This is a genomic window from Photorhabdus africana (genome assembly GCF_035181445.1).
Classification (GTDB): Bacteria; Pseudomonadota; Gammaproteobacteria; order Enterobacterales; family Enterobacteriaceae; genus Photorhabdus; species Photorhabdus laumondii.
In genome coordinates, this window is record NZ_JAXBVE010000024.1 from 39,793 (window position 1) to 61,856 (window position 22,064).

Consider the following 22,064-nt stretch of genomic DNA (forward strand, 5'->3'; position numbering starts at 1 on the left):
GCTTACCTGGGGTTTCATGAATATCAATCAGACTACGAAACAATGGAACAATTACTGATCTTTATTTCCTGACTGCCCTACTTGCTCACCACCTTGCGCCAATGTATTGATGTCATCAGTTGGTTTTGCAGCCTGTGGAGGAGGTGTATTACCTGTTGGGCGACTGTTATTATTGCTGCCATTATCGCTTTCCCATCCAGCCGGTGGACGCACATTTGTACGATTCATTAAGTCATCAATCTGGGGGGCATCAATAGTTTCGTACTTCATCAATGCATCTTTCATCGAATGCAGAATATCAAGGTTGTCCATCAGAACCTGACGAGCACGTTGATAGTTATGATCGATAATTGCTTTAACTTCCTGATCAATAAGACGAGCAGTTTCATCAGACATGTGCTTAGCTTTAGCAACTGAACGGCCAAGGAACACTTCCCCTTCTTCCTCTGCATAGAGTAATGGGCCAAGTTTTTCCGAGAAACCCCACTGCGTTACCATGTTACGGGCAATTGATGTCGCCACTTTGATATCGTTAGATGCACCAGTAGAAACGCTGTCTGGGCCATAAATAATCTCTTCCGCCAGACGCCCTCCATATAAGGTTGAAATCTGGCTTTCCAACTTCTGGCGACTAGCGCTGATCTGATCGCCTTCCGGTAGGAAAAAAGTCACACCCAAAGCGCGACCACGCGGAATAATGGTAACTTTATGAACAGGATCATGCTCAGGAACCAGACGGCCAATAATGGCATGACCTGCTTCATGATAAGCAGTTGATTCCTTTTGCTCTTCCGTCATCACCATAGAGCGGCGTTCTGCGCCCATCATGATTTTGTCTTTCGCTTTTTCGAATTCAACCATAGAAACTACGCGTCTGTTACCACGGGCAGCAAACAAAGCAGCTTCGTTCACCAAGTTAGCCAAATCAGCACCTGAGAATCCTGGAGTACCGCGAGCAATGACAGAAGCATCAACATCAGTATCCAGAGGAACCCGGCGCATATGAACCTTCAGAATCTGCTCGCGACCACGTACGTCTGGCAAACCAACAACAACCTGACGGTCAAAACGACCAGGACGCAACAACGCAGGATCAAGTACGTCGGGGCGGTTAGTCGCGGCAATAACGATAATACCCTCGTTGCCTTCAAAACCATCCATCTCAACTAGCATCTGGTTCAGAGTCTGTTCACGTTCATCGTGACCCCCACCCAAACCAGCGCCACGCTGACGGCCTACCGCATCAATCTCATCAATAAAAATGATACAAGGTGCTGCTTTCTTCGCCTGCTCGAACATATCACGAACACGGGATGCACCAACACCAACAAACATTTCAACAAAGTCAGAACCAGAGATAGTAAAGAACGGCACTTTCGCTTCACCAGCAATTGCTTTTGCCAGTAAAGTCTTACCAGTACCCGGAGGCCCAACCATCAGAATACCTTTCGGAATTTTTCCACCTAACTTCTGGAAGCGGCCTGGCTCTCGCAGATATTCAACCAGTTCACCAACTTCTTCTTTCGCTTCGTCGCAACCAGCAACATCAGCAAAAGTGGTTTTAATCTGATCTTCTGTCAGCATACGGGCCTTGCTTTTACCAAAAGACATTGCCCCTTTACCGCCACCACCCTGCATCTGACGCATAAAGAAAATCCAGACCCCAATAAGCAGCAACATCGGGAACCAGGAAATGAAAATAGAAGTTAGCAGACTTGGTTCCTCTGGGGGTTCACCAACCACTTTTACGTTTTTATTCAGTAACGTATCTAGCAGTTTTTCATCCTGTACTGGTAGGTAAGTGGTGTATCTGCTGTTATCTTTCCTACTAACGTTAATTTCACGACCTGTGATACGAACTTCGCGCACCTGATCCTGGGCTAATTCATTGATGAAGGTAGAGTAATCCACCCTACGACTATTGGAATCGCTGGGACCAAAACTCTGGAATAACGACATCAGCACAACTGCGATAACTAACCAGAGAATCAGGTTTTTCGCCATGTCACTCAAGGGATTAACCTCATATTACAACTGTGTTAACAAATAGCATTCAGGGTACTATAGTTTCCGCCCTGTCGCTACAATGTATACTTCACGCGATCGGGCCCGCGAAGCGTCTGGCTTACGAATTTTCACGTTCGTAAATAGGGAGCGAATTTCCCTCAGGTATTCATCAAAGCCCTCTCCCTGAAACACTTTGACAATAAAACTCCCCCCGGGGGCCAGCACATCACGACACATATCTAACGCCAATTCAACCAGATACATGGATCGAGGAATATCGACCGCAGGTGTTCCGCTCATATTGGGTGCCATATCCGACATGACGATCTGGACTTTGTTATCACCAACCCGCTCAAGCAATGTTTTCAATACAAGTTCATCACAAAAATCACCCTGAAGGAAATCGACGCCAACAATGGGATCCATCGGTAAAAGATCACAGGCAATCACTCGCCCATTATCACTAATTTGACTCACTGCGTACTGAGACCATCCACCAGGAGCTGCGCCTAAATCGACAACGGTCATGCCAGGTTTAAAAATTTTGTCACTTTGTTGAATTTCATCAAGTTTAAACCAAGCGCGAGAACGAAGCCCTTTTTTCTGTGCTTGCAGAACATATTTATCACTAAAGTGTTCTTGTAACCAGCGACTGGAGCTTGCCGAACGTTTTTTATTGGCCATTGTCCTTTCCAACTATAACTACGAATAAAGAGCCAGATATCTATTGCTCCATACATCAAAACCACAACACACTATTTATGGTGATAGAGATGAGATGGCGGTAGAATGTCTCGTTTTCAATCCTAACTAAGCAAAAAAACAATGGCCCTTAACAAAAAACAAGTACAACACCTAAAAAGTCTCGCTCACCCGCTAAAACCTGTCGTCATGATTGGTAATAACGGCCTGACCGAGGGTGTGTTGGCCGAAATTGAACAAACGCTGTCATACCATGAGCTTATCAAAGTCAAAATCGCAGGCGAAGATCGTGAAACCAAAAATTTGATCGCCGATGCAATTGTCCGCGAGACCGGTGCATATAATGTGCAAATTATCGGTAAAATTCTAGTTCTTTACCGCCAATCGGAAGAACGCAAAATTATTTTACCTAAATAATCAAACCACATTTATGTAAAATGCGGTGCGCATATTATGATAAAAAAGGCCATATTCGGCCTTTTTTACTTTTCCACGATCCTTATGCAACTTTACCTAACGTAAATCAATAGCAACAGGCCAATCCCGAAGTTAAATATATTCAACTTTCAGGATTTCATATTCAACTTCACCACCTGGTGTTTTGATAATAACAACGTCATCAACTTCTTTACCTATCAAACCACGGGCAATTGGTGAATTCACTGAGATTAAATTTTCTTTAATATCCGCCTCATCATCACCCACAATCCGGTAAGTCTGCTCTTCATCAGTATTAACATTTAAAACCGTAACTGTAGTCCCAAAAATAACACGTCCAGCCTTGGGCATTTTTGTGACATCAATCACTTGTGCATTAGAAAGCTTAGCTTCGATTTCCTGAATACGACCTTCGCAGAAACCCTGTTGTTCACGAGCAGCATGATACTCAGCGTTTTCTTTCAGATCACCATGTTCACGCGCTTCAGCAATGTCTGAAATAATTTTTGGACGACGTACGTTCTTTAGATAATCTAGCTCTTCGCGCAACTTATCCGCGCCACGTACCGTCATTGGAATCTGTTTCATTTATTAATCCTCTAAATCTTTCCTGAGCAAAAAACCAGCATCATCCTGATGTTTTCAGATAACAGCACAATGAGCACACCTTGTCGGGCGGGCTTACAGACAATAAACAATAGCGTAAACCATAGGACTACCTAGAGTTCACAATCATATTTTACATATTAATATATCATTCTAACGTAGACTTGGTGATGGGTCATCGTTTACTTTTCCCCACTTTGCGCCTTAGTATTGTGGTATGTCTACATCCATATGCGAAATTTATGTCCTTCTTTAAAATTGCCGGCAGATTAATTTGCGTTACCGCTCTGTATTTGACTATATCCAACGCAAACGCCACACCTGTTGAGGAATATACGCAATATCTGCCTGATGGTACTAATCTGGCGTTAATCGCTCAAAAAGTGGGTAGCAGTACCCCGTTAATTGATTATCACAGGCAACAAATGGCTCTACCAGCCAGTACGCTGAAAGTTGTCACAGCTTTTGCAGCATTGTTACAACTGGGTAAAGATTATCGCTTTATCACCACACTGGAAAGTCACGGAAAAATTTCAAACGGCGCCCTAAGAGGGAATTTGATTGCTCGTTTTGTCGGAGATCCGACACTGACCCGTCAACAACTTCGCAATATGGTCACAGTTCTGAAACAATCTGGCGTGGAAAAAATTGACGGCGATCTTCTGATAGATGTTTCCGCCTTTGCCAGCCACGATAAAGCTCCCGGTTGGGTATGGAATGACATGACCCAATGTTTCAGTGCTCCCCCTGCTGCCGCGATTGTAGATCGAAATTGTTTTTCAGTTTCGCTATATAGTGCTGAACGCCCCGGTGATACCGCATTTATCCGCGTAGCATCTTTTTATCCCGTAAATATGTTCAGCGAAGTTAAAACATTGGCAAAAGGCTCTCCTGAAAGCCAGTACTGCGAACTGGACGTCGTTCCCGGAGAACTGAACCGTTTTACTCTTACCGGATGCCTTACTCAACGCAGTGAACCGTTACCACTGGCTTTCGCGATTCAAAATGGTGCCAGCTATGCGGGGGCAATTCTCAAAAATGAATTGCAAATTGCAGGAATTGAAATCACAGGTAATCTTAAACGCCAAAGTTTACCAACTAAACCGGGAAAAGTTCTGGCTCAAAATCAATCAGAACCATTACATGATCTGCTGAAAGTCATGCTAAAAAAATCTGACAATATGATTGCTGATACCGTATTTCGGACAATAGGCCGACAACACTTTGATATACCAGGAACCTGGCGTTCAGGCTCTGATGCGGTAAGGCAAGTATTAAAACAAAAAGCAGGTATCGATCTAGGAAATACCGTGATGGTGGATGGCTCAGGATTATCCCGCCATAATCTGATTACGCCAGCAACCATGATGGAAGTATTACAGTTTATTGCTCAACATGATCAAGAATTAGATTTTATTTCCATGCTGCCATTAGCGGGTCATGATGGCACATTAAGATACCGGGGAGGGCTGGATGAAGCAGGAGTAAACGGCAAAGTTTCGGCTAAAACCGGTGCCCTGCAAGGAGTTTATAACCTAGCTGGCTTTATAACCACGGCTAGCGGTCAACAAGTTGCTTTCGTGCAATTTATTTCTGCTTACGCCGTACCGCCAAAAGAGCATCGCAACCGTCGGGCCCCTTTGATTCGATTCGAAAGCAGGCTGTACAAAGATTTATACCAACACAACTGATAAAATTGGCGCCACAAAGATGGCGCCCTTAACTATGATGAGAAAGGATATGATGAGAAAGTCAAAGAATCAGCGTTTGTAAATAACTTCAACGCCTTCATCGTCATCTTCGTCCCAATCGTCATCCCAGTCATCGTCTATTTCCGAAACCTGTTCCAATTGCTTCTTATGGTAGTCATCCCACATGAATTCAACTTTCTCAGGCTGAGCTTCACCTTCTGTTCTGCCCATATTACGGGGCTGAGTCTTCATAAACTCCATAATATCCCAGCAAAGCGCTTTAACACCCAGACGATTTATCGCTGAAATCATATAAAAGTCGCCTTCCCAACCCAATTCATCAGCAATAGCTTGGGCACGCTGTCTAGCTTCTTCTGGCTCCAACAGATCAACTTTATTGAACACCAACCAACGTGGTTTTTCTGCCAATTTTTCACTGTATTGCTGTAGCTCGTTGACAATAATCCGGGCATTTTCAACAGGATCTGATTCATCAACAGGACAAATATCGATTAAGTGCAGCAATACCCGGCAACGTTCCAGATGTTTCAAGAAGCGAATACCCAAGCCAGCGCCATCGGAAGCACCTTCAATGAGCCCTGGAATATCAGCAACAACGAAACTTTGTTCGTTATCCATCCTTACTACACCCAAGCTTGGTACCAGAGTGGTAAATGGATAATCTGCAACTTTTGGTTTAGCGGCAGAAACAGCCCGGATAAAAGTGGATTTGCCCGCATTTGGCATCCCTAGCATACCAACATCTGCCAACAACATCAGTTCCAGCATCAGTTCACGAGTTTCACCTGAAGTCCCCATCGTTCTTTGACGAGGGGCCCGGTTAACAGAAGATTTAAAGCGGGTATTACCAAGCCCGTGGAATCCACCTTTCGCTACCATTAGGCGCTGTTCATGACGAATCATATCGCCTAAAACCTCTCCGGTTGCGGCATCACGGATACGGGTCCCAACAGGGACTTTAATCGTGGTATCTTGACCACGCTTGCCTGTACAATCACGGCTTTGACCATTTTGTCCACGTTCTGCCCGAAAGGATTTTTCAAAACGATAGTCAATCAGTGTATTGAGATTTTCATCTGCTAGCAGATAAACATCCCCACCATCCCCACCATCCCCACCGTCTGGCCCACCTTTCGGAATATATTTTTCACGACGGAAGCTGACACAACCATTGCCACCATCCCCCGCAATAACCAGTATCCTGGCTTCATCTACAAATTTCATATTTTTTCTCCGTATGATAGCCATTACAGTGCTGGATGGCTGTGTTACCCAGAGATGGCATACTTTAGAATATAAAAAGCCCCGCAACACATGCAGGGCTTCTGATTCGGTTTATACCCGTTATCTTTCAAGTTGCCTCTTTGTTGGCTGCACTCACTCACCCCAGTCACATAGTTATCTATGCTCCCGGGGATTCGCTCCCTTGCCGTCGCGATCCATCTTGAAATCCATAGGGTTTATAACTCGAAAAACTTATTCAGCTTCGATGCTGATGAATTTGCGGTTTTTCGGGCCCTTAACTTCGAATTTAACTTTCCCGTCAGCTAATGCGAACAGGGTGTGATCACGACCACAACCAACGTTATCGCCAGCATGGAATTTAGTACCACGTTGACGAACAATGATGCTGCCTGCTAATACAGACTCGCCACCAAAACGTTTTACACCCAGACGTTTGCTTTCAGAATCGCGGCCATTACGAGTTGAGCCGCCAGCCTTTTTGTGTGCCATTAATCTGCTCTCCTAAATCTTAAGCGATGCCAGTGATTTTAACATCGGTGAACCACTGACGGTGGCCTTGCTGCTTACGGCTGTGTTTACGACGACGAAACTTAACGATTTTAATTTTCTCGCCACGACCGTGGGCAACCACTTCAGCTTTGATTTTAACGCCTTCAACGACAGGAGCGCCGATTTTGATGTCATCACCATTAGCGACCATCAGAACCTGGTCAAACTCAACAGTTTCACCCGTTGCGATGTCCAGCTTTTCCAGGCGAATTGTTTGACCTTCGCTGACTCGGTGTTGTTTACCACCACTTTGGAAAACCGCGTACATATAAACTCCGCTTTCCGCACGCCCCCTTAAATATCATTCCAGAGCGCGCTATAAATATTCATAATAGGGCGCGAATTCTACGCAAAAAAGCCTAAGAAGACAAGAGCAGAATTAGAGCAGATGATAAAAAAACATAGTTGCTGAATTGTCATTTATTTAGACTGTTTTTCGAGTACAATCAAGACACAGCAATAACTATTTTAATGTTAATATGAACACAGCTCTGCATTAAAACCCATAGCCGAAAAAATATGAATTTAGAATCCATTATCAAGCTAACCGCTGATGATATGGCAGCGGTAAATGAAACCATTCTTAGTCAGTTGAATTCTGACGTTACTCTTATCAATCAGTTGGGCTACTACATAATCAGTGGTGGTGGAAAACGCATTCGCCCAATTATTGCCATCCTGGCTAGCAGAGCATTGGGTTATCAGGGTGATAAGCATATTACTGTTGCTGCATTAATTGAATTTATCCACACAGCGACCCTATTACATGATGATGTAGTGGATGAATCAGACATGCGACGCGGCAAAGCGACTGCCAATGCCATGTTTGGTAATGCAGCAAGCGTGTTAGTTGGTGACTTTATATACACGCGCTCTTTCCAGATGATGACAGAGCTTAACTCCATGCGAGTGCTTAAACTGATGTCAGAGGCAACCAATGTTATCGCTGAAGGCGAAGTTTTACAGTTGATGAACTGCAATGATCCAAATATTTCTGAAGATGATTATATGCGGGTGATTTACAGTAAAACAGCCCGGTTGTTTGAAGTCGCCGCGCACTCTTCCGCGATTCTTTCTCACGCCATCCCAGAGCAAGAAATGGCTTTACAAAATTACGGACGTTATTTAGGCACTGCATTCCAGTTAATTGATGATTTGCTGGATTATAATGCTGATAGCGATACATTAGGCAAAAACACGGGTGATGATCTTAACGAAGGTAAACCGACATTACCCTTGCTACACGCTATGAATCATGGAACTCCAGAACAATCAGCACTTATCCGTGAAGCAATTGAAAAAGGTAATGGCCGCCATTTACTCGAAACCGTACTAACAACCATGAAACAGTGCGGTTCACTGGAATATACCCGTAAACGAGCAGAGGAAGAAGCAGATAAAGCAATAGCTGCTTTGCAGGCGCTGGAAAACTCCCCATACAAGCAAGCACTCGTGGGGTTAGCCCATATTGCCGTACAACGCCTTTCTTAATCGATAGAACGAAACCTGGGGGTTAATCTGACTCCAGGTTTTTCTCTGCGTCTTCAACACCTACATCAATATAACCAATAAGTTTTGCGAGCCCCTCCCGAAGAATAAATTTTACAATTTTTTCCCGCTCAACTTTAGTTAATTGATAGTAAGCCTCAATCCAAATTAAGAATGGGTCTTGTCGTTTGTTTGTATAATCAATAGTGCTTTCTCCTACGGATAGCACATTAAGTACATCTTCAGGCAAACTATTTATATGATATTCAAGAGCCTTGCCCTGAACACCCCGTTTACGTCTATATTCCCATCCTTCCCGCCTTGCCATCAGATTTATTCCCTGTGGCGAAGAAGGAAGTCCGGCAATACCAACCAGCTCTTTAGCTGAGTACCATTCTTTTTTCATACTTTTCTTCTCACTTTGCACCGGGATAACGAAGAAGAATCCAAGTTAGTTGGCATTTCCAATTTCCAAAAATGGGTTAAATAACAGAAAGTTTTTCTAAAAAACTTCTGATACCATCCCGTAAAATCATGGCTATCACAGCCTGTTTCTCAGATTCTGATAACTGATGAAAAGCACTAACCCAAATCGACAAAGGATCTTGCTTCTGCACCTGATACTCAGAAGATGTTTCATGAAGTTCCAATGCCGCAATGGTCGTTTCCGGGAAACAGGAGTAGTGATACTCGACTGCTTTACCTTGTACACCTTGTCTTTTCTGACGTAACCACTCCTCTCGTTTTGCTCTGGCATTAACTCCTTGTGGTGATCCAGGTAACTCACCCACGCCGATTAACTCCCTGGCCGAATACCACTCTTTTTTCATCACGTTTCTCTATTTTTGTAACCAAGTTCAAAAAAGAAGTTTTTAAGAAAAAATTTGGAAATACTTTTAGAAAAATAATGCTATTTTATTTCTCAATAACAGGTTTAAGTTCATTATTGCTCTCATGCATACCTGTTATTTATACCACTAACATAGCATCAAATTTAATAAAAAAAGGATTAAAAATGATTTCAAGGAAATCTGATTGGCATCCTGCCGATATAATTGCAGCTTTACGCAAGCGGGGAACAACCTTAGCTGAGGTATCACGCAGAGCAGGGCTCAGCTCATCGACCCTGGCGAATGCACTATCTCGTCCGTGGCCAAAGGGAGAATGGATAATTGCGAATTATCTGGAAATACACCCTTCAGAAATTTGGCCAAGTCGTTATTTTGATCCAAATACTGGAGAATTATTAGAAAGGAAAGTACGCGAACAAACAAATAATTAGCTAACGAATTATATTAACTGAACAAAAACCGCCGGTAATTCGCTATACCAGCGGTTTTATTGTTTCATAGATATACCCGTTATCCTTCAAGTTGCCTCTTTGTTGGCTGCGCTCGCTCACCCCGGTCACATAGTTTGCTATGCTCCCGGGGATTATCTCCCTTGCCGTCGCGATGCATCTTGAAATCCATAGGGTATATATGTTTTTTATTTATAAAATATATTAATTAGTTATTAATAAATTTTTCGCCTAATTCTATATCTTTTCTCAATACATCTAGCATGTCTTCCAGTGCTTTCTGTTCAAAATCACTCAGCTCACCAATGTTCAAACGCTCTTCTACGCCATTTTTACCCAAACGAACTGGCTGGGCGAAAAAGCGAGCATATTTACCCTCACCTTCAACATAAGCACACTCTACAACATCACTTTCGCCTTGTAAGCCACGGACCAAAGAGAGGCCCAAGCGAGCCGCAGCTTGCCCCATAGACAGAGTTGCAGATCCTCCACCTGCCTTAGCCTCAACGACTTCAGTACCAGCATTCTGAATACGCTTAGTTAAGGCAGCCAACTCTTCATCAGTAAAGCTCACACCTGGGATCTGAGACAACAGAGGTAAGATTGTCACACCAGAATGACCACCGATAACGGGTACTTCGATTTCCTGTGGTTTTTTACCTTTCAATTCAGCAACAAAAGTATTAGAGCGAATAACATCTAGCGTTGTAACACCAAACAGGCGGTTTTTGTCATATACACCCGCTTTTTTCAGCACTTCGGCTGCAATAGCTACAGTTGTGTTGACTGGGTTAGTAATAATCCCAATCAGTGATTTCGGGCAAGTTTTAGCCACTTGTTCTACCAGGTTACGAACGATCCCCGCATTAACATTAAACAGATCTGAACGATCCATGCCTGGTTTACGGGCAACCCCAGCAGAAATCAATACAACATTTGCTCCTTCCAACGCTGGAGTTGCATCTTCACCAGCAAAGCCTTTAATTTTCACTTCCGTTGGAATGTGGCTCAGATCAACAGCCACGCCAGGTGTTACTGGAGCGATATCATATAAAGACAGTTCTGAACCTGAAGGAAGCTGGGTTTTTAGTAGAAGAGCAAGAGCCTGACCAATACCACCGGCTGCACCGAGAACTGCAACTTTCATCCTGATACTCCTTAAATCGTTTATACTTTAAAATGCGGTGAATTCATCTAGTTAAGAACCATAGATTACTACGTTTTTGAAAACAATCGGTTAACCACCAAATTGTGGACTTACGCTCTAATAGTGGGACGTAAAAGTCGCCGTATTCTAGGCAAAATGCTTATCTGTTAATGAGATAACGGACACTATTTTGAGAATTTCCTTATGATTTTACGAAACAATCGGCTAAATACCTTACACCCAACAACAATGCCAAACAACATCATTTGATTAACAATATATTTACTTGATAACCGGCTAAAAAAGCAAATTTCCATATTCATATTTTATGAATTTCTATATAACATAAGACCAATTTTGCACGGTTCAAATTGGCTATAAAATCATTATTATTGCATAAAAATTCATTTATATGCATAATACAAGTTTCATAGCTGATTGAATATGGTGAAATATGCATACTCCCTCTAAACAGGAAGACTTAGTAAAAGCTTTCAAAGCGTTATTGAAAGAAGAAAAATTTAGCTCTCAAGGTGAAATTGTCACGGCTTTACTGGAAGAAGGTTTTGAGAACATTAACCAATCCAAAGTCTCTAGAATGCTCACTAAATTTGGTGCTGTTCGCACCCGTAATGCTAAAATGGAGATGGTTTACTGCCTGCCTGCTGAGCTTGGTGTTCCTACTGCCACTAGCCCACTAAAAAATCTAGTATTAGACGTTGATTACAACCACCCTATAGTTGTGATTCGCACAAGCCCTGGTGCTGCTCAACTTATTGCTCGTCTGCTAGATTCTCTTGGTAAATCAGAAGGTATACTCGGCAGTATCGCAGGTGATGACACCATTTTCGTTACACTCACCAGAGATTCCACAACAGAACAGCTGCGTGAAGCCATCCTTGGGTTGTTCGAACAAGAGCTTTAAATGAACGCGCCAAATATGGCGCGATTCATTTTCCTGTTGCCATTCTCAGGATTGATAAGCTTTTTTATTCAGCTTAGAGAGTAATTTTTCATGAATATCACCAAACCCTCCATTACTCATAACCAGAATATGATCCCCCTGCTGCGCCTTATCAACAATCATATGCACCAGTGAATCTATATCAGCACTCCAATACGCGGGCTGAACACAGTGATCTGCAATTTCTGATACGTGCCATTTAATATTAGCTGGCTGGAATAAGAATACTTCATCAGCACGCCCCAACGCTGGTGCGATCTCATTCTTACTCACACCCATTTTCATCGTATTTGAACGCGGTTCCAGTACAGTAATAATACGGGCTGTTCCTCCAACCTTACTACGCAGGGCTTCGAGTGTTGCCAGAATTGCTGTCGGGTGATGAGCAAAATCATCATAAACAGTAACGCCGTTTTCCTCACCACGTAGTTCAAGGCGACGACGGGCATTAATAAATTCACTTAAAGCACAACAGGCATCTGCGGGCTGGACACCAACATGATGTGCAGCAGCAATTGCAATCAACCCATTGCGCATATTATGTTCACCCACCAGCGACCAGTTCACTTCTCCGACAACTTTGCCACCATAAAACACCTGATAATGACGGCTGTCTGTACTGATCTTTTTTGCCTGCCAGTTACCGGTTTCACCCACTAGTTCCAACTCACTCCAACAGCCCATAGACAAAACCTGTTTCAGGTTAATATCGTTATCCGGGACAAGGATCTTACCACTACCCGGAACGATCCTGACAAGATGATGGAACTGTCTCTGAATAGCAGCCAGATCGCCAAAAATATCGCCATGATCGAATTCCAGATTGTTCATGATCAGCGTACGTGGGCTGTAATGCACAAACTTAGATCGTTTATCAAAAAAAGCACTGTCATATTCATCAGCTTCTATTATGAAAAACGGGCTTTCCCCGATCTGAGCTGATGTTTCAAAATTCCCCGGAACACCACCGATTAAGAAACCTGGTTTATAACCACAAACTTCCAAAATCCAGGCTAACATACCCGCAGTTGTTGTCTTGCCATGCGTCCCTGCAACCGCCAGCACCCAACGTTCTGGCAAAACATAATCATGCAGCCATTGTGGGCCAGAAGTATAAGGGAGCCCACGCTCCAGCACAGCTTCTACACAAGGATTCCCACGGCTCATAATGTTACCGATGATGACCATATCTGGCACAGAATCCAACTGTGCCGGGTCATATCCCTGAATCAGATTAATCCCATGTTTTTCCAGTAAGGTACTCATTGGTGGATAAACATTGGCATCAGAACCAGTCACTTCATGACCAAGAGAACGAGCCAAAATTGCCAGTCCCCCCATAAAAGTGCCGCAGATACCAAGAATATGAATACGCATTGATTTCCTATTCCATAGCATGAAGTTAGCCACTATTCTAACCATCAAAAGCAAGATAAGAAATGGAATAGCCTATGAATCATCCCTTTCTTTGGCTAAACTGCCCGCGTAAGAGTGCAATGGACACTCTAAAACCACTATCAAATCACATTCAGGACTTTCGTCATGAAAACATTAGGCGAATTCATCGTCGAAAAGCAGCACGATTTTTCTCACGCTACGGGTGAACTCACTGCATTGCTTTCCGCTATTAAGCTCGGAGCAAAAATCATTCACCGTGATATCAACAAAGCCGGTCTAGTGGATATTTTAGGAACCAGCGGAGTGTCCAATATCCAAGGCGAAGTGCAAATGAAACTGGACCTGTATGCTAATGAAAAACTCAAAGCAGCACTGAAAGCACGCGGTGAAGTTGCGGGGATCGCTTCAGAGGAAGAAGACGATATCGTTATTTTTGAAGGCGACCGCGCTGAAAACGCAAAATATGTTGTTTTGATGGACCCATTAGATGGTTCTTCAAATATTGATGTAAACGTTTCCGTCGGTACTATCTTCTCTATCTACCGTCGTATTACCCCCATCGGCCAGCCAGTGACTGAAAAAGATTTCCTGCAACCAGGTCATCGTCAAGTCGCTGCCGGCTATGTTGTTTATGGTTCTTCAACTATGCTGGTCTACACCACTGGCTGTGGGGTACACGCCTTTACTTACGATCCTTCTTTGGGAGTATTTTGTCTTTCCCATGAGAAAGTTCAGTTCCCACCCAATGGCAATATGTATTCCATCAACGAAGGGAATTACATCAAATTCCCTATGGGGGTAAAGAAGTACATTAAATATTGCCAAGAACAAGATGAAGCAACTCAGCGCCCTTATACCACCCGTTATATTGGTTCGCTGGTTGCTGATTTCCACCGCAATCTGCTGAAAGGTGGTATCTACATTTACCCAAGCACCGCCAGCCATCCATCAGGAAAATTACGCTTACTGTATGAATGTAACCCAATGGCATTCCTAGCTGAACAAGCCGGAGGTAAAGCGAGTGATGGTGCCAACCGCATTCTGGATATCACTCCATCCAAACTGCACCAGCGCGTCCCTTTCTTTGTGGGTAGTAAATCAATGGTGGAGAAAGCAGAGAGTTTTATGGCTGAGTTTCCAGATGAGTAATTTCATCGGTTAATGACGGATAAGCGGCGGGATTTTTCGTCGCTTTTTTAATTTTAACTAGTTACTTTATTACTGATTGGTGACCACCTAACAGATCACCTTCAATAAAATGGCGACTACACAAAATCGTGCACAAGCTCAAGGAGTAGTCACCACTTCTGTCAGATATGAAAAATTCGCCCATCTCCAGTTGGGAGTTCTACGGTGAGGCTAAGTTTGCCTCCCATAGCTTCAACATAACGCTTTAACGTAGCCAGTTTTATATCGTTACCCCGTTGTTCTATTTGCGTAATTGCAGGCTGACTAACACCTAAACTATCCGCCAGTTTTTTCTGAGAGATATTCAGCTCTTCTCTCATCAGTTGCAAACCAGTTTCTAAAATCATTTCATCAGCCATCTGTTTTATATCTGCTCGATCTTCAACAGAAAATTCTCGTATCTTATCTTTAAGAGTTTTCATTTTTACCCTCCAAACTCGCTAAGTGAGCTTCATACTCAGCATCAGCCACCGAGATCATTTCTTTGTAAAAATGCTTTTCGTTCCCTGACTTATCACCAGCACATAGAACAATAGCTCGTCTTAATGGGTCAAAGGCAAAAAATGCCCTATACAGCAGCTAACTGCACCTTTGTCATGTGTGGTAATGAGCATGTCACTGGTTATTATGCTCTCGCCAGTGGCAGTGTTAAACGGCCTTTTGTTCTAGGTTTTTAATGACTGCACCCCGGGGCTATCATCAAACTCAGCGACAGCATCAATCAACAAGTTACTTGTCAGAAAAATGGAGAGTACTTTAAAAAATGTTTTGGCTATAATACTCCCCACTCTATTCTGGTTTAAAATAAAGGAAACTTTCATGAGCCTGAACTTAGTACCGGCAGGAAAAGAACTGCCTGAAGATATCTATGTCATTATTGAGATCCCTGCAAATGCAGATCCGATTAAATATGAAATTGATAAAGAATCCGGTGCCCTGTTTGTAGACCGTTTTATGTCTACCACGATGTTCTATCCATGCAACTATGGTTACATCAACAACACCTTATCTCTGGATGGTGATCCGGTTGATGTTCTGGTTCCCACGCCATACCCACTACAACCAGGCTCTGTGATCCGTTGCCGTCCAGTTGGCGTTCTGAAAATGACTGATGAATCAGGTGAAGACGCAAAACTGGTTGCAGTTCCACATAGCAAGCTAACCAAAGAGTATGATCACATTAAAGATGTGAACGATTTACCAGAACTACTGCGCGCTCAGATCACTCACTTCTTTGAGCACTATAAAGATCTGGAAAAAGGTAAATGGGTTAAAGTTGATGGTTGGGATAATATCGAAGCTGCTAAAGCAGAAATTATCTCCTCTTTCGAACGTGCCGCTAAGAAATAGCTTTTCCCTTGTTTAAATAATTAAAAAACCTCTGGGGAACATCACCGGCAGAGGTTTTTTAATATCATAATCCCTGTTTATGACAAAAAAGGGATTTTTATTTACTCTTCCACATGACGCTTCAACCAGTCACCGCTTTTTATCCGCCGTAAACCGGTTATTGGAAACTGATAAAGATATATCCATGCATTGCCATACGGTGTCTGAATCAATTCCCTTACATACTCCCGCGAATTATCTTTCAAATCGTCTAATTCTGTCAGTATAGTAGAATTGATTCGATATACCTCACATTCAATACTTCCGTCACCACGGATAACCGCAGGATAATGCCCAAGGTCATATAGCTCATAGCCTTCCAGCCGATGATCACCTAACCATTGAGCATCGGTCATCCAATGATGATTGCCCTGTTTGCGCCGTAAGCTGCCATAAACAATAATTCGCATTTTTAAAACTCAAACTGATAGAGCAAATCCAATGTCTGATCAATACCAGATACCGCTTCCAGATACAATCTAGGCATTAACCTATAGTGTAAGGTTAATGTTGCCAATGAATCAAATATACCAACACCATACTTAACTTGCAGATCTTTTGTAATCTTTCCGCTAACAACTACCTGTGATTTATCACCAACCCCCTGAGTATCCAGTGCTAAGTCGGAAACACCAAATATTTCACCGATCTTACCCACCAACTGACCACTCTGTGCAACCCCCAAACCTATTAATATTGCCGTCATCTGTGAGTTGTCCGAGTTACTATTCTCTAACCCTTCACCACGCAACAGATAAGAAAGTGCTTCCAATTGTGATCTAACAGGCTCTGAAAAAATTTCTACTTTTGGCTGATCCGCCAAACCGGTTACCCTTACCCCGGCAATAACCCGCCCATCGGTAGAATCTGGATTACGGATAGCCTCAATGTTGAGTAATGGCTGATCAGGTGGACCTGAGAACATAATCAGCCCTTTACGAACGATCAGATCCTGCCCATAAGTACGGAAACGGCCATCAAGAATATCAACTTGGCCATTCAAACCCAGGCCTTGTTTATCTTGAACAACCATCAGATCGCCTTTAAGTTGTGCTTTAAGGCCGAAAGCACTAAGACGAACATCATCTCCTATATGAATCGCCAAGTTACTTTGAATCGGGATAGACGCTTTTTTCTGTTGTAATGGCTGAAGATTCTCATTCAATATAACTTCATCCGATGAAGCCTCAACTGTCGATTCTGGTAGCTCCTTCACGGTAATACGCGCCCAAGGAATACCAACGCTACCATCCAATTTCAGCAACTGGGGTGAAGCCTCAAACACCAGAGCAGGGCTAACATCAATTTTCACCATTGGTGGAAAAACTACCCTTAACTTGTCGCCGTTAGCCGTTATTCGTGCATGCCATGCATCCACATTACGCCAGTCCGCGTCACCATTTAGGTTAAGCTGCCCCTTCGGCGTTTTAATAACACCATCAAGAACGGAACGTATTCCATCAAAATTCACACCAATTTGCCCTTGAGTAATATCAAATGGGATCCAATGACCCGAAGCTTGCAGTGCACTCAAGTCTAACCGGCCAAACAATAATGGATTTCTGACATTGCCTCCCAGACGCAGGTGAGCATTCAAATGACCGTCAGCTTTATCACCTTTCCCAAGAATCGGCTTAATTAACGCCAGTGAAATATCCTGAATATCTACATTGCCCGACAGCTTACGGCTCCCAGCAAGATCAGCAACTTGTACGCCACCGTTGAATCGGCCATTTCCCATAATCTTAAATAACCAATTCAACTCTGCTGTGCCACTCTTCAAGCTGGCATTGAGTGTCAGGGTCTGGAAATCTACTGGTAATGCAGTGCCATCAACCATCTGCTTAACCTGCACCCCATCACCACGCAAATTAACGTTGGCCTGAGGTAATCCGCCGTCCGCGCTCCATTTAACGTCAGCATCGCCACTGAATACACCTTTCAAATGTGTTTCAGGTCCCAGTAATGGCTGAATCATAGCAAGATCAAAGCGTTCAAGAATGAGGGATGCGCTACCGCTGGCACCTGCTTCAATGGATTTAGGTATGCAGAGCCGCGCATGTGGATTCAGCCAACAATGCGTGCCCACAGTGACTTTCTGTTGTTGATTAAGATAATCGAGAGTTATTGCTTTAGTTAAACGCCATTCTCCAACCGGGGTGTCAAAACGGGTATTGTCGATGCTACCTTGCCATCGCTGTTGCTTACGATCAAAACGACCATTAAGCGAAAGTTGACCAGCAATCGGCTCACCGTCGATCTTTAGTTGCAAGTTGTGCTGTTTCTCATCGCCCTTTGCATCCAACGTAAAATTACGGACAATCAAATCCGCTTGTTTCAACTCACTCACTTTAACAGCAAGATTCCCTTGGATCTGTTCAGCAGAACGTACATCCCCTTTCACATTCACTCGATCAATGCGCAAATCCTGCCATTTCAATCCGTTAGCATTGAGATCAACCAAAAGCTGAGGTGCTTGTATATTACCACGTAATTTCAACGTTCCATTCACGACACCGCCAAGCCCCGGAAATATACCATCCAACTTCGGTGCACGAACATCGCCATCCAGTTTCCACTGTTTGGACAATTGTCCCTGGAGATTCATTTTATTGCGCCCTAAAGCCAGCTCGAATTGAGGAATATTCCACTGACCAGCCGCGTTACCAGAAATCTTACCTTTGGCTTTTATTAAGTTCTGTTTTACGTTACCGTCCAGCGTAATTTCCGGGATCTGAAGCTGCCAACTACCACCGTGTAAACTACCACGGGTAACTATTTTCCCATCGATTTTGGCAGGCCATTCCGGCCACTGTTTAGCGGTATTGATCCCGGAGAGTGTCAGCACCGCATTCCAGCTTACCGCCTTACTCCAATCTGCCACACCTGCCAGTTCACTCTTTCCCTGCAAAGCAGACAAGCGTAAACGGGTCAACTTAAACTGTTCTTCAGTACCTTTGGCATCTAATACAAGTAATGCTGGCGGAATTTCACTACCGTTAATACTGGAACGCAATGACAAATCATAACCACTGGCCTTACCATTGAGGCGCATTTTTACGCTATCAAGCTGATATTCTGGCTTCCCCGTTAAAGGCCAACTCAGTTGTTGGCTTTCAAGCGTCATCCGCACGGGTAAACCTACCTTAGCCAGTTCCGCTTGAACATCAAGTTTAGCACTGACAGGACCAGACAAATTCAGCCCTAAGCTGAGTTGCTCCAGTAAAGCGCCATTAAGCTTTACATTAACCTTTTGTCCTTGGATCTCTTGTCGACTTAGCTCACCTTTTATTACCAGTTTTATCGGCCATTGCTGTGCCAGAATCGTGGAACCATTAATGGCGAGAGAACCTTCCGGCATTTTAACATTCAATTTATTGAGCTGAATCTGCTGCCCTTGATTGCTAAGTTGCAGTAAAAACTCATTGATTGTGATATTGGTATCACCCGTCAGCCGTAATTGCTGACCACTTATCCCTGCAACAGTCATATCCAGTGGAATAGGCACTTCTGGTAATGTTGCCAATAGCGGTTGAGAGAATAATTTTTTCAGAATTTCTCCCAACGATTTTTCCGGTTCACTCCCTCGTTGTGTTTTCCCCTCTGCTTCTTCCGCTATTTTCAGCCGGTCAGGGGGCGTTTTTGGCAGTCCCACTAGCAATCCATTAATTTTCGTTGGCTTAAGTGTTAATGCTTTTTGCTGCCAATGAGCTGCGGTCCTCAATTCGTCAAGGGCAAATACCGTATCATTTACGGTGACAGTGACATTTTTAACGGATAGCAAATCAAGTGAGACTGGATACGGCGTCCTCAGTTCAGTTAAAGGTTCTGACTTTGGCGACGGTTCTCCCGCAGGGGGCAATTGTTTAGTATTAATCGCAACTTTTACGCCTTCCGTTGTCAATGCATTAACACATAATTGACTATTTTTCAGACAGGAAAGGCGCAGTGAAAGGTGGAGTTGATTCACATTGACATTAACACCGGGCATTTGATATTTAACGCCTTTCAGGGTCAAATCACGCCAACCGCCGCTGACGCTGGTTATATCCAATCCCGGTACCCAACGGGCAGCACTGTTAATCATAAAATGCAGGCCAGATTGCGTTCCTACCAACCCGGCAACAGCAATAACCAACAAAGTCACTATCAGCAGAAAAGCAATACTGACCTTTTTCATCCATCTCATAATTCAGATCCTAACCCGATGTAAAACTGGATGTTACGGGATTCTGAATCCCCTATTGGTCTGGCAAGGTCAAACTTAATGGGTCCGACCGGAGAAGCCCAACGCACACCAATACCTACGCCGGTTTTAACATTGCTTTTTCTAATGTCATTAATGGCCTCGCCGGTATCAACAAAAACAGCACTCCACCAATTGCCCGTTACGTTATATTGGTACTCAAGCGAACCCACAACCAGTGCGGATGCACCGGTCAATTTTCCTTTATTGTCTTTAGGCGAGATTTTCTGATATCTGTAACCACGAACACTGTGATCACCACCAGCGAAAAAGCGTAAGTCGGGAGGAACCTTCTCGAATGCATTGGTTTCTATCCAACCCAAATTACCCCGAGCAACAAAACGGTGATTATCCCAATAAGTTCTGATCCAAACGTTTTGCGCCTGTAACACCAAGAAATCAACATCAGAACCCCAAAGAGTATCGGAGATATCAATAGAATAGCGCTGGCTATCGCCCCAATAAGGCATCGTTCCTCCACGCTGGCGGATACGGCTGACGTTCGCCCCTGGGTACAATAACATTGCCGTATTCGTGACATTAGCCTGAGTAAAATGGCTGAGACTCCACCGCATATTGATCCCATACTGCCAACCCGTTGAAAGATCCCAATTACGGGAAAGATTTACTGTCGCGGTATCTGATACGGTATCGTTGATATCTTTACGCTTATAACCCGTCTGCAATGCGTAATATTGCTCTAATGGATTCACTTTCAGCGGCATTTTATAGGTAGCATCAATAACCTGTTCAGGTGCAGAAAGGTTAATACTGGTGCTAAGGCTGTGTCCACGGGAATTAAGCCACGGTTTTGTCCATTTCGCCTTTACCCGTGGCCCTATATCAGATCCATAACCCCCACCCAGTTCAACATAGTTTTTGGAACGTGGTGTTAATACCGCTTCAAGAGGAAGCATTCCGTCACCATTTTTTCTAGCGGTATTAAAATCCGGTGAGACTACTGCTGAATTAAACCAGCCAGTTTCTGCTAACCGCCGATTCAATTCGGCCAATTGTTCAGAAGTATAAAAATCCCCTTCTTTGAATGGAACTAAATGATTTAAATAATCTTCGCGGATCTGTGAACCACGATAACGCACCTGACCAAAGTGATAACGCTCACCGCTATTAAAAACAAAGTCCCAGAATGCCTCATGTCGTTCTTTGGCAACACCCAATTGGCTCTTTTTCATAACAGCGTCAAAATAACCTTTCCTAATAGCGAGCCCGGTCAAAGAACCTTTAAGGCTTTCATATTCATCATGATTAAGAACCGTTCCTTTTTTTGGGCTCTTGCTTTTAACCAGTTTGGCATAATCTCCATCTGTCTTAGCCCCACCTTCCAAAACAACATTAACATCGGCAATTCTCACCGGTTCGCCTACAGTAACTTTTGCCGTTAATACCGAGCGAGCGGGTGGCTTATTTTCCTGATAGGTAAACTCGATAATAGGTTCATAATAACCAAGCGGACGCAAACCTTCACGAATCGCTTTATCTACACGAGATCGAAAACGGCCATCTGGCGCAACTTCATCAGTGCTGATAGTGGAGAGATGAATTCGAGCATTTTTTTCCAACTTACCTGTTAATCCTTCTATTTTCAGACGAAGATTAGCACTATGAGCAATGGGAGTTACGATAGACACACAAAGAAAGCATAAAACGGGGTATCTCGACACGCG

Annotated in this window: 21 protein-coding genes and 1 pseudogene; 7 read left to right on the plus strand and 15 right to left on the minus strand. The window is 43.6% G+C overall.

Annotation, left to right across the window (positions count from 1 at the left end):
* Nucleotides 1-51: 51 nt before the first annotated feature.
* Together ftsH and rlmE are read right to left on the minus strand one after the other, a co-directional pair.
* Nucleotides 52-2,004, minus strand: a complete 1,953-nt coding sequence (gene ftsH / locus SLS51_RS14360) for an ATP-dependent zinc metalloprotease FtsH (protein WP_323839438.1) — start codon at nt 2,002-2,004, stop codon at nt 52-54.
* A gap of 57 nt (nt 2,005-2,061) precedes the next feature.
* Nucleotides 2,062-2,691 (minus strand): 23S rRNA (uridine(2552)-2'-O)-methyltransferase RlmE, encoded by a 630-nt coding sequence (gene rlmE / locus SLS51_RS14365; RefSeq protein ID WP_323839414.1) that lies wholly within the window; start codon nt 2,689-2,691, stop codon nt 2,062-2,064.
* 141 nt (nt 2,692-2,832) lie between these two features.
* Here rlmE and yhbY point away from each other — a divergent pair, with 141 nt between their 5' ends.
* Nucleotides 2,833-3,126: a ribosome assembly RNA-binding protein YhbY gene (gene yhbY, locus SLS51_RS14370; protein ID WP_323839415.1), complete on the plus strand. Its 294-nt coding sequence runs from the start codon at nt 2,833-2,835 to the stop codon at nt 3,124-3,126.
* 132 nt (nt 3,127-3,258) lie between these two features.
* On the opposite strand, the gene greA is transcribed toward yhbY, so the two are convergent.
* Complete coding sequence (gene greA, locus SLS51_RS14375) at nt 3,259-3,735, minus strand: transcription elongation factor GreA (protein ID WP_112877184.1); 477 nt, start codon at nt 3,733-3,735, stop codon at nt 3,259-3,261.
* 260 nt (nt 3,736-3,995) lie between these two features.
* On the opposite strand from greA, the gene dacB reads away from it, so the two are divergent.
* The gene (dacB, locus tag SLS51_RS14380; RefSeq protein WP_323839416.1) at nt 3,996-5,444 is read left to right on the plus strand and encodes a serine-type D-Ala-D-Ala carboxypeptidase; all 1,449 of its coding nucleotides are present in this window, start codon (nt 3,996-3,998) and stop codon (nt 5,442-5,444) included.
* Nucleotides 5,445-5,513: 69 nt separating this feature from the next.
* Here the strand turns inward: dacB and cgtA are convergent, their stop codons facing one another.
* From cgtA to rplU, 3 genes are all read right to left on the minus strand, one after another.
* On the minus strand, nt 5,514-6,689 hold the full coding sequence (gene cgtA / locus SLS51_RS14385) for an Obg family GTPase CgtA (RefSeq protein WP_323839417.1): 1,176 nt from the start codon (nt 6,687-6,689) through the stop codon (nt 5,514-5,516).
* A 252-nt stretch (nt 6,690-6,941) separates the two neighbouring features.
* On the minus strand, nt 6,942-7,199 hold the full coding sequence (gene rpmA, locus SLS51_RS14390) for a 50S ribosomal protein L27 (protein ID WP_036776537.1): 258 nt from the start codon (nt 7,197-7,199) through the stop codon (nt 6,942-6,944).
* A gap of 19 nt (nt 7,200-7,218) precedes the next feature.
* The gene (gene rplU / locus SLS51_RS14395) at nt 7,219-7,527 is read right to left on the minus strand and encodes a 50S ribosomal protein L21 (protein ID WP_011148618.1); all 309 of its coding nucleotides are present in this window, start codon (nt 7,525-7,527) and stop codon (nt 7,219-7,221) included.
* A gap of 251 nt (nt 7,528-7,778) precedes the next feature.
* Between rplU and ispB the strand changes: the two genes are divergently transcribed.
* A complete protein-coding gene (gene ispB / locus SLS51_RS14400) occupies nt 7,779-8,750 on the plus strand; it encodes an octaprenyl diphosphate synthase (RefSeq protein ID WP_323839418.1) in 972 nt (323 codons plus the stop codon).
* A gap of 22 nt (nt 8,751-8,772) precedes the next feature.
* Here ispB and SLS51_RS14405 read toward each other — a convergent pair whose 3' ends face one another.
* Nucleotides 8,773-9,153, minus strand: coding sequence for a DNA-binding protein (locus SLS51_RS14405; protein WP_041380418.1), 381 nt, complete (start codon nt 9,151-9,153; stop codon nt 8,773-8,775).
* Between the two features lie 76 nt (nt 9,154-9,229).
* A complete protein-coding gene (locus tag SLS51_RS14410; protein ID WP_323839419.1) occupies nt 9,230-9,577 on the minus strand; it encodes a DNA-binding protein in 348 nt (115 codons plus the stop codon).
* Between the two features lie 185 nt (nt 9,578-9,762).
* Here SLS51_RS14410 and SLS51_RS14415 point away from each other — a divergent pair, with 185 nt between their 5' ends.
* Nucleotides 9,763-10,029, plus strand: coding sequence for a helix-turn-helix domain-containing protein (locus SLS51_RS14415; RefSeq protein ID WP_011148622.1), 267 nt, complete (start codon nt 9,763-9,765; stop codon nt 10,027-10,029).
* A 226-nt stretch (nt 10,030-10,255) separates the two neighbouring features.
* On the opposite strand, the gene mdh is transcribed toward SLS51_RS14415, so the two are convergent.
* Complete coding sequence (gene mdh / locus SLS51_RS14420) at nt 10,256-11,194, minus strand: malate dehydrogenase (protein ID WP_323839420.1); 939 nt, start codon at nt 11,192-11,194, stop codon at nt 10,256-10,258.
* A 454-nt stretch (nt 11,195-11,648) separates the two neighbouring features.
* On the opposite strand from mdh, the gene argR reads away from it, so the two are divergent.
* Nucleotides 11,649-12,119: a transcriptional regulator ArgR gene (gene argR / locus SLS51_RS14425; protein ID WP_323839421.1), complete on the plus strand. Its 471-nt coding sequence runs from the start codon at nt 11,649-11,651 to the stop codon at nt 12,117-12,119.
* 45 nt (nt 12,120-12,164) lie between these two features.
* Here the strand turns inward: argR and mpl are convergent, their stop codons facing one another.
* Entirely contained in the window at nt 12,165-13,535 is a 1,371-nt protein-coding gene (mpl, locus tag SLS51_RS14430; protein WP_323839422.1) for a UDP-N-acetylmuramate:L-alanyl-gamma-D-glutamyl-meso-diaminopimelate ligase, read from the minus strand.
* Nucleotides 13,536-13,700: 165 nt separating this feature from the next.
* Here mpl and fbp point away from each other — a divergent pair, with 165 nt between their 5' ends.
* Nucleotides 13,701-14,705 carry a class 1 fructose-bisphosphatase gene (fbp, locus tag SLS51_RS14435; RefSeq protein ID WP_323839423.1) on the plus strand — a complete coding sequence of 335 codons (1,005 nt, stop codon included), beginning with the start codon at nt 13,701-13,703 and terminating at the stop codon, nt 14,703-14,705.
* Nucleotides 14,706-14,866: 161 nt separating this feature from the next.
* Here fbp and SLS51_RS14440 read toward each other — a convergent pair whose 3' ends face one another.
* On the minus strand, nt 14,867-15,166 hold the full coding sequence (locus SLS51_RS14440; protein WP_036810116.1) for a helix-turn-helix domain-containing protein: 300 nt from the start codon (nt 15,164-15,166) through the stop codon (nt 14,867-14,869).
* Nucleotides 15,153-15,314: pseudogene (locus SLS51_RS14445) on the minus strand (type II toxin-antitoxin system RelE/ParE family toxin); the annotation flags it as partial. The gene SLS51_RS14440 and the pseudogene SLS51_RS14445, both read right to left, overlap by 14 nt.
* Before the next feature lie 249 nt (nt 15,315-15,563).
* Here SLS51_RS14445 and ppa point away from each other — a divergent pair.
* On the plus strand, nt 15,564-16,094 hold the full coding sequence (gene ppa / locus SLS51_RS14450; protein WP_323839424.1) for an inorganic diphosphatase: 531 nt from the start codon (nt 15,564-15,566) through the stop codon (nt 16,092-16,094).
* Between the two features lie 101 nt (nt 16,095-16,195).
* Here the strand turns inward: ppa and SLS51_RS14455 are convergent, their stop codons facing one another.
* The 3 genes from SLS51_RS14455 to tamA are packed head-to-tail and all read right to left on the minus strand — an operon-like array spanning nt 16,196 to nt 22,061.
* Complete coding sequence (locus SLS51_RS14455) at nt 16,196-16,543, minus strand: gamma-glutamylcyclotransferase family protein (protein ID WP_011148628.1); 348 nt, start codon at nt 16,541-16,543, stop codon at nt 16,196-16,198.
* Nucleotides 16,544-16,545: 2 nt separating this feature from the next.
* Entirely contained in the window at nt 16,546-20,322 is a 3,777-nt protein-coding gene (gene tamB / locus SLS51_RS14460; protein WP_323839425.1) for an autotransporter assembly complex protein TamB, read from the minus strand.
* Nucleotides 20,319-22,061 (minus strand): autotransporter assembly complex protein TamA, encoded by a 1,743-nt coding sequence (gene tamA, locus SLS51_RS14465; RefSeq protein WP_323839426.1) that lies wholly within the window; start codon nt 22,059-22,061, stop codon nt 20,319-20,321. Before tamA ends, tamB begins: the two co-directional genes overlap by 4 nt.
* Between the last annotated feature and the right edge of the window lie 3 nt (nt 22,062-22,064).

Coding starts and splice junctions, on each gene's coding strand:
- ftsH (WP_323839438.1), bottom strand. CDS start 2,004: ATGGCGAAAAACCTGATTCTCTGGTTAGTTATCGCAGTTGTGCTGATG.
- rlmE (WP_323839414.1), bottom strand. CDS start 2,691: ATGGCCAATAAAAAACGTTCGGCAAGCTCCAGTCGCTGGTTACAAGAA.
- yhbY (WP_323839415.1), top strand. CDS start 2,833: ATGGCCCTTAACAAAAAACAAGTACAACACCTAAAAAGTCTCGCTCAC.
- greA (WP_112877184.1), bottom strand. CDS start 3,735: ATGAAACAGATTCCAATGACGGTACGTGGCGCGGATAAGTTGCGCGAA.
- dacB (WP_323839416.1), top strand. CDS start 3,996: ATGTCCTTCTTTAAAATTGCCGGCAGATTAATTTGCGTTACCGCTCTG.
- cgtA (WP_323839417.1), bottom strand. CDS start 6,689: ATGAAATTTGTAGATGAAGCCAGGATACTGGTTATTGCGGGGGATGGT.
- rpmA (WP_036776537.1), bottom strand. CDS start 7,199: ATGGCACACAAAAAGGCTGGCGGCTCAACTCGTAATGGCCGCGATTCT.
- rplU (WP_011148618.1), bottom strand. CDS start 7,527: ATGTACGCGGTTTTCCAAAGTGGTGGTAAACAACACCGAGTCAGCGAA.
- ispB (WP_323839418.1), top strand. CDS start 7,779: ATGAATTTAGAATCCATTATCAAGCTAACCGCTGATGATATGGCAGCG.
- SLS51_RS14405 (WP_041380418.1), bottom strand. CDS start 9,153: ATGAAAAAAGAATGGTACTCAGCTAAAGAGCTGGTTGGTATTGCCGGA.
- SLS51_RS14410 (WP_323839419.1), bottom strand. CDS start 9,577: ATGAAAAAAGAGTGGTATTCGGCCAGGGAGTTAATCGGCGTGGGTGAG.
- SLS51_RS14415 (WP_011148622.1), top strand. CDS start 9,763: ATGATTTCAAGGAAATCTGATTGGCATCCTGCCGATATAATTGCAGCT.
- mdh (WP_323839420.1), bottom strand. CDS start 11,194: ATGAAAGTTGCAGTTCTCGGTGCAGCCGGTGGTATTGGTCAGGCTCTT.
- argR (WP_323839421.1), top strand. CDS start 11,649: ATGCATACTCCCTCTAAACAGGAAGACTTAGTAAAAGCTTTCAAAGCG.
- mpl (WP_323839422.1), bottom strand. CDS start 13,535: ATGCGTATTCATATTCTTGGTATCTGCGGCACTTTTATGGGGGGACTG.
- fbp (WP_323839423.1), top strand. CDS start 13,701: ATGAAAACATTAGGCGAATTCATCGTCGAAAAGCAGCACGATTTTTCT.
- SLS51_RS14440 (WP_036810116.1), bottom strand. CDS start 15,166: ATGAAAACTCTTAAAGATAAGATACGAGAATTTTCTGTTGAAGATCGA.
- ppa (WP_323839424.1), top strand. CDS start 15,564: ATGAGCCTGAACTTAGTACCGGCAGGAAAAGAACTGCCTGAAGATATC.
- SLS51_RS14455 (WP_011148628.1), bottom strand. CDS start 16,543: ATGCGAATTATTGTTTATGGCAGCTTACGGCGCAAACAGGGCAATCAT.
- tamB (WP_323839425.1), bottom strand. CDS start 20,322: ATGAGATGGATGAAAAAGGTCAGTATTGCTTTTCTGCTGATAGTGACT.